Source organism: Microbacterium sp. Beta, assembly GCF_005502545.1.
Classification (GTDB): domain Bacteria; phylum Actinomycetota; class Actinomycetes; order Actinomycetales; family Microbacteriaceae; genus Microbacterium; species Microbacterium oxydans.
Genome location: NZ_SCOG01000005.1, coordinates 224,264 through 230,715, shown reverse-complemented (window position 1 = coordinate 230,715; position 6,452 = coordinate 224,264). Strand labels below are relative to the sequence as shown.

General features: G+C 68.1%; 7 protein-coding genes. 1 reads left to right on the top strand and 6 read right to left on the bottom strand.

Translation table 11 applies throughout. The features are described 5' to 3' along the window. Positions 1-109: 109 nt before the first annotated feature. Entirely contained in the window at positions 110-1,276 is a 1,167-nt protein-coding gene (locus FFS56_RS07880) for an ROK family protein (RefSeq protein ID WP_127011484.1), read from the bottom strand. A 162-nt stretch (positions 1,277-1,438) separates the two neighbouring features. Beyond that, positions 1,439-1,738, bottom strand: coding sequence for a chorismate mutase (locus tag FFS56_RS07875; RefSeq protein ID WP_021200128.1), 300 nt, complete (start codon positions 1,736-1,738; stop codon positions 1,439-1,441). A gap of 63 nt (positions 1,739-1,801) precedes the next feature. Here FFS56_RS07875 and FFS56_RS07870 point away from each other — a divergent pair, with 63 nt between their 5' ends. Continuing rightward, positions 1,802-3,034 (top strand): AI-2E family transporter, encoded by a 1,233-nt coding sequence (locus FFS56_RS07870; protein ID WP_046748079.1) that lies wholly within the window; start codon positions 1,802-1,804, stop codon positions 3,032-3,034. Between the two features lie 62 nt (positions 3,035-3,096). On the opposite strand, the gene FFS56_RS07865 is transcribed toward FFS56_RS07870, so the two are convergent. The 4 genes from FFS56_RS07865 to FFS56_RS07850 form a co-directional block, all read right to left on the bottom strand. Further along, positions 3,097-4,011 carry an ABC transporter substrate-binding protein gene (locus tag FFS56_RS07865; RefSeq protein ID WP_058630856.1) on the bottom strand — a complete coding sequence of 305 codons (915 nt, stop codon included), beginning with the start codon at positions 4,009-4,011 and terminating at the stop codon, positions 3,097-3,099. An 82-nt stretch (positions 4,012-4,093) separates the two neighbouring features. Continuing rightward, positions 4,094-4,819, bottom strand: a complete 726-nt coding sequence (locus FFS56_RS07860; RefSeq protein WP_046748077.1) for an ABC transporter permease — start codon at positions 4,817-4,819, stop codon at positions 4,094-4,096. Then, entirely contained in the window at positions 4,816-5,499 is a 684-nt protein-coding gene (locus FFS56_RS07855; protein ID WP_046748076.1) for an ABC transporter permease subunit, read from the bottom strand. The genes FFS56_RS07860 and FFS56_RS07855 overlap by 4 nt, the downstream gene beginning before the upstream one ends. Beyond that, positions 5,496-6,368, bottom strand: coding sequence for an ATP-binding cassette domain-containing protein (locus FFS56_RS07850; protein WP_127011483.1), 873 nt, complete (start codon positions 6,366-6,368; stop codon positions 5,496-5,498). The genes FFS56_RS07855 and FFS56_RS07850 overlap by 4 nt, the downstream gene beginning before the upstream one ends. Positions 6,369-6,452 lie beyond the last annotated feature (84 nt).

The following is a 6,452-nucleotide window of genomic DNA, read 5'->3' as shown; positions in this document are numbered from 1 at the left end:
CCTGCCAATTCGGGCAATCCTCGATATGCAGCACCTGGATCTCCACACGCCCATTCTCCCACGCAACTCGCGGCGGCTGGCCACCCCGCACCTTCTTGATCAACACGCCCTAGCTGCGCGACGTGGATGCGGCGCGCAGCTGCTCCGGGTTCCACCGCACACCCAAGGCCGAGGTGAGGGCGGCCTGCGCCGCCCCGGCCGCGAGCGACACGCGAGGATCGGCGTAGCGCACCGGCACCTGGGCGGTCCCGCGAGCGGGGTACTCGGTCTCTTCCCGCACCCTGTCGAGGAAGCGCGGTCCGAGCTCGGTCGCGGGTCCCCCGATGACCACCTCGATCGGATCGAGCAGAGCGCTGATGAGCTTGACCGCCCTGGCCAGTGCCCGCGCGCCCTCGTCGAGATGCTCCTCGTCGGCCTGCGCGGCGAGCGCACGGATCTCGGAAGCGTCCATGGCGTCGGAGAACTCCTCGCCCAGCATCGCACCCAGGGCGGCGGCCGACTCGAGGCATCCGCGCTGACCGCATCGGCACGCACGGGCCGCCTCGCCGAACACGACCTGCACGTGCCCGATCTCCCCCGCACGGTCGCGCGGCCCCGGCGCCAGCTCGCCGTCGAGGGTGACGGCCGCACCGACGCCGCCGCCGAGGTGGATGAAGAGCCGGTAGCCGGACGGCGACTCCTCCATGCCGGCTTCGGCGATGGCCTCAGCATCGACGTCGTTGATCAGTAGCACCGGCGCACCGAGCACCCGCTCGAACCGCTCCGCGAGGGGGACGTTCTGCCACTTCAGCTGCACGCTCTCGAGCACCACACGTCCGTCGGTGGTGCCCGGCAGCTGCACACCGGCGGCGAGGAGTCGACCGCCGAACTCCGCTGCCACGGTGGCGACGGCATCGTCGAGGGTGCGGTCGCGGTTCTCCACGGAGTAGTTCACGCGTCGGCCGTCCACCTCGGTGCCGTCGAGCGCGACGAGGGCGATGTCGGCATGACGAGGCTGGATCACCAGCACCAGGATCACGTGGTGATCCGCGTCGACGCTCAGGGTGGTCGCCCGCTTGCCGCCGGTGCTCGCCGCCTGCTCCCCCTCCACGATCAGCCGGTTCTCGATGAGCTCGGCCACCAGTGAGGACGCGGTGGCGGCCGTCAGACCGGTCGAGCGCGCGATGCCCGCGCGCGTCTGCGTTCCCGGGTTCCGGAAGACCAGCTGCAGTGCCCGCCGCAGGTTCGCACGCCGAACGGACGCCTGGGTGTCGAGGCCGTCATCCGTGCTCAGCATGTGTTCCCGTTCCCGAGGCTCGCTCCTTGCGAGCTGTTGACAGATCGCCGCGCGATCCGTAGTCTCTCCCTAAGTTTATTCATTGAACTTAGTTGGTCAATGAACCTCAAGCTCCGGACGGGCGAGTGCTGCACACACCGTCGCCCGTCCGGCACCTCCTTCTCAGCGGCTCTCGGCCGCTTCGGTGTGGTGGCGGATGACCTCCGCGACCACGAAGTTGAACCACTTCTCCGCGAACTCCGGATCCAGGTGCGCCTCCTCGGCGAGGGCACGCAGTCGTGCGACCTGCTGCTCCTCCCGGTTCGGGTCCGACGCCGGCATCTCGTGCTCCGCTTTCAGATGCCCGACCTGCTGGGTGGCGCGGAAGCGCTCCGCCAGCATGAAGATGAGTGCGGCGTCGATGTTGTCGATGGTGGCACGAAGACGGAGCAGTTCGGCCTTCGGGTCTTCGGCGGCGGTCATGCCCCCTACTCTAGAGCCGCGTGACAACCTGGTTTCGATCCGGGCCACCGCTATCGTGAGCACATGAGCAACGAAGAGTCGCCGGAAACCGCGCCGCACGACGAGGACGCACCCGCCACCGCTCCCGCCGCACCGACCCCCGGGCGCCGCCGGCACTCCGCATCCGACCCCGCCGCCGCGGTGATCGCGTCGGCGGCCGACTCGCCTCGTCCGGTCGTGATCGAGCCGACGACGCCGAGCCGCTCCTTCTGGACGCGCATCGATCGTCCGTTCGTGTTCGGGTTCCTGGTGACTCTCGGCGGCCTGGGCGCGATCGTGATCGGTCTCGCGCTGTCGAACCTGTCCACGGTGCTGATCTACATCGCACTGGCGCTGTTCGGTGCACTCGGACTCGACCCCGCCGTGCGTTTCCTGGAGCGCCGCGGTCTCTCCCGCGTCATCTCGGTCGTCATCACGATCCTCGCGCTCATCGTCGTGTTCGCCCTGGTGATCTGGATGATCGTCCCCGTGGTGATCGATCAGATAGTGAGCTTCGTGCAGTCCGTGCCCGGCATGATCAAGGACTTCACCCACAGCGACATCTACGCGACCCTGGAAGCGCAGTTCGGCGATCAGTTCCAGGACCTCGTCGCCCAGGTGCAGTCGTTCCTGACCGACTTCGGCAACCTGGCCACGATCGGCGGCGGCGCCCTCGCCGTCGGTGCCTCGATCGCCACCAGCATCTCCGGCGCCATCGTCGTGCTCGTCCTCACGCTGTACTTCCTCGCATCGCTCCCCACCATGAAGCAGGGGATGCTGCGTCTCGCTCCGGCCCGCGACCGGGCTCGCGCCGGGGACATCGCCGACCAGATCACCGACTCGGTGGGCGGTTATGTGATGGGGATGGTGATCCTGGCGTTCTGCAACGCGACGCTGGCCTTCTTCCTGTACCTGTTCCTCGGACTGCCGTTCCCGCCGCTGATGGCGGCGATCGCCTTCTGCATCACGCTGATCCCTCTGGTCGGCTCCGTGCTGTTCTGGATCCTCGGCACCTGCCTCGCGCTGTTCACCAACCCGATCGCCGCCCTGGTCTTCGCGGCGATCTACCTCGTCTACATGCAGATCGAGGCGTACGTGATCACCCCGCGTGTGATGAACAAGGCGGTGTCGGTCCCCGGTTCGCTGGTCGTGATCGGTGCCCTGGCCGGAGGCACCCTGCTCGGTCTGCTCGGTGCCCTGGTGGCGGTGCCGGTGACCGCGTCGATCCTCATCATCATCAAACAGGTCCTCGTCCCGAAACAGGACGCCCGGATCTGACCCAGCGCGAACGACGAAGCGCCCGGACCCTGTGAGGGTCCGGGCGCTTCTGTCTGTGCGGCTCAGCTGAGGTCGTTGTCGGACAGCCACTTCTTGGCGATGTCCTCCGCCGACTTCTGGTCCACCGTGCTCTGCACGTTGAGGGCGACGAGCTCTTCCGCGGTGAGCTTCTTGCTGACCGCGTTGATCACGTCGGAGATCTCGTCGGCGACGTCGCTCGATGCGATCGGCACGACGTTCGAGGCCAGGATGATGTTCTCCGGGTCTTCGAGCGCGACGATGTCCTCGGTCTGGAACGCCGGGTCGGCCGAGTAGATGTCCGCCACCTGGATCTCACCGGCGAGCAGGGACTCCAGCGTGGTCGGGCCGGTCGCGGAGAATCCGAGGTCGACGCCGTACACCTCCTTGGCCTTCGCGGGGCCGTAGGGGCGCTGCTCGAACTCCGGTGCGGCGCCGATCGTGACCGGGGTGGTCACCTTGGAGAGGTCGCCGATCGTGGTGAGGCCGTTCTCCTCGGCGAAGCTCTTGAGCACCGTGTAGGTGTCCTGGTCGGAGGCTTCGGCGTAGTCGAGAGCGGTCAGGCCGTCGGGCAGCGCGTCCTTCAGGGCCGCGTACACGTCGTCCGGGCTCGTGGCGGTCGCGTCCTTGTCGAGGTACTCGAGCAGGTTGCCCGTGTACTCCGGGAACAGGTCGATCGCACCGGACTCGACGTCCGGCATGTAGGCGTCGCGCTGGCCGATGCTGAACTGGCGGTCGACGTCGAAGCCCGCGCCCTCGAGCGCCTGGGCGTAGATCTCGGCGATGATCTCGTTCGAGTAGTAGGCCTGCGAGCCGATGACGATGGTGTCGCCGCCGGAGCTCGATCCTTCGCTCGGGGCGTCGAGCGGGTTGCTGTTCGCGCAACCGCCGAGGACGAGCACCGCGGCGAGCGCGGCTCCACCGGCGAGGGCGAGACGTGACTTCCGTGCTGTGAACATGGGACTTCCTCTTCTCTGGGACAACGGGGGTGAGGCTGTGGAACGTGTTTCGGCTGTGGTGCGTGTCAGGCGGTCGTACGCGTCAGGCGGTGGCCGGTGCCGGTGTGGCGGCGGCTGCACGGGAGCGGCGCTTCGCGGTCGGCGCGCGCAAGCCCGCGGGAACGGCGGCGTGCTGGAGGAGGGCGAAGATCAGGTCGACGACCAGCGCGAGCACGGCCACGAGGATCGCGCCGCCGAGCACCTGGTCGAACTTGCGGAGGGGAATGCCCTGGATGATCGGCCAACCGAGGCCGCCGAGGTTCACGTACGCGGCGATGGTGACCGTGGCGATCACCTGCAGCAGGGCCGCGCGGATGCCACCGACCAGCAGCGGGAGCCCGAGGGGCACCTCGACCTTCCAGAACACCTGCCACTCGGTCATGCCCATCGAGCGCGCGGAGTCGAGCACGCGACGGTCGATGGCCTCGAGCCCGGTGTAGGCCCCGGCGAGGAGGGAGGGGATCGCGAGGAGCACGAACGTGATGATCGCGGCCTCGGGCACCCGCAGCACACCCAGGATCAGCACGAGCAGCACCATCAGGCCGAACGACGGGATGGCGCGCGCCGCACCCGACACGGCGACGGCGATCTCGCGGCCCTTGCCGGTGTGGCCGATGAGCCACCCGAGCGGTATCGCGATGACGCCGGCGATCAGCACCGAGATCAACGTGTAGTACATGTGCTGGCCGAACAGGACCGGCAGCGAGTAGGTGCCCACCCAGCGGTCGGGGGAGAAGAGCCAGGCGAAGGCTTCCGTGAAGACGTTCATGCGGCGGCCCCCAGTGCGGCGGTCTGCTTCGCCGCGGACGGCGTCTTGGCGGCGCGGGTCCAGGGCATGAGGGCGCGGCCCAGGAGCATGAGCAGCAGATCGATGAGGAGGGCGATCACGACGACGGCGATCACTCCGGCGAAGACCTCGGCGAGGATGCGTCGCTGCAGACCGTTGGTGAAGAGGTAGCCGAGGTTGGTCACTCCGACGAGGATGCCGACCGTGGCGAGGGAGATGGTGCTCACGGCTGCCACGCGGAGACCGGCGAGCACGACGGGACCGGCGAGCGGGAAGTCGACGGTCCAGAATCGGCGGAAGCCGCCGTATCCCATCGCGGTGGCCGACTGGCGGATGGCGGGGTCGACCGAGTCGAGGCCGTCGGACACCGCCCGCACGAGGATCGCGACGGCGTAGATCGTGAGGCCGATGATGAGGTTCACGGGGCTGCGGGCGGGATAGCCGGCGACCGAGGGGAGCAGGATCAGCAGCGCGAGGGAGGGGATCGTGTAGAGCAGTCCGGTGAGGACGATCACCGGCCCCTTGACCAGCTGATAGCGCCACGCGACCCACCCGAGAGGCAGCGACAGCACGAAGCCGAGCACGATCGCGATCGCACTCTGCTGCAGGTGGATCGCGGTCAGCTCGAGGATGAGGCCGAGATTGTCGACGATCCAGTTCACGGAGCGCCCTTCGTCGCGCTCTCCTCGCTCAGGAGCGCGTTGGTCACAGCATCAGGCACATCGATGATCGACCCCTGCGTGCGGCCTTCGCCGTCGACCACCACGGTGCCGTGCGGCGTCTGCTTGAGATGCAGAGCACGGCGTCCGCGTTCGGCGCCGATGAACGCCGAGACGAAATCGTCTGCCGGGTTCTCGATGATCTCGCTGGGGCTGCCGACCTGCACGATGCGGGCGCCCTTGTCGAGGATGACGACCTGGTCGCCGAGCAGGAACGCCTCGTCGATGTCGTGCGTGACGAACACCACCGTCTTGTCGAGCTCGCGCTGCAGCCGCAGGGTCTCCTGCTGCAGGTCGGCTCGCACGATGGGGTCGACCGCGCCGAAGGGCTCGTCCATGAGCAGGATGTTCGGGTCGGCCGCGAGGCCGCGGGCCACGCCGACGCGCTGCTGCTGGCCGCCCGACAGCTGGCTCGGGTACCGCTCGGCGAGCGCCTGGTCGAGGCCGACCGTGTCGAGCAGTTCCCGTGCGCGCTTGTGCGCCGGCCCCTTCTTCACCCCGGTCAACCGCAGCACGGTGGCCACGTTGTCGATCACGGTGAAGTGCGGCATGAGGCCGGAGTTCTGCATCACGTAGCCGATGCGTCGGCGCAGTGCCACCGGATCGCCCTGGAGCACGCTCTCGCCGTCGATCTCGACCTCACCGGAAGTCGGCTCGACCATGCGGTTGATCATGCGGAGCAGAGTGGTCTTGCCACAGCCGGACGAGCCGACGAACACCGTGGTCTTGCGCGAGGGCAGCACGAGGCTGAAGTCGTCGACGGCGAGGGCGCCGCCGGGGAACCGCTTGGTGACGTTGCGGAACTCGATCATGGGCTGGTCTCCAGTCGGTCGATCGATGTGCGAGCGGACGAGTCTGTGCTCTTCTGATACTTACGGGGCTCTTCAGATGCCTAC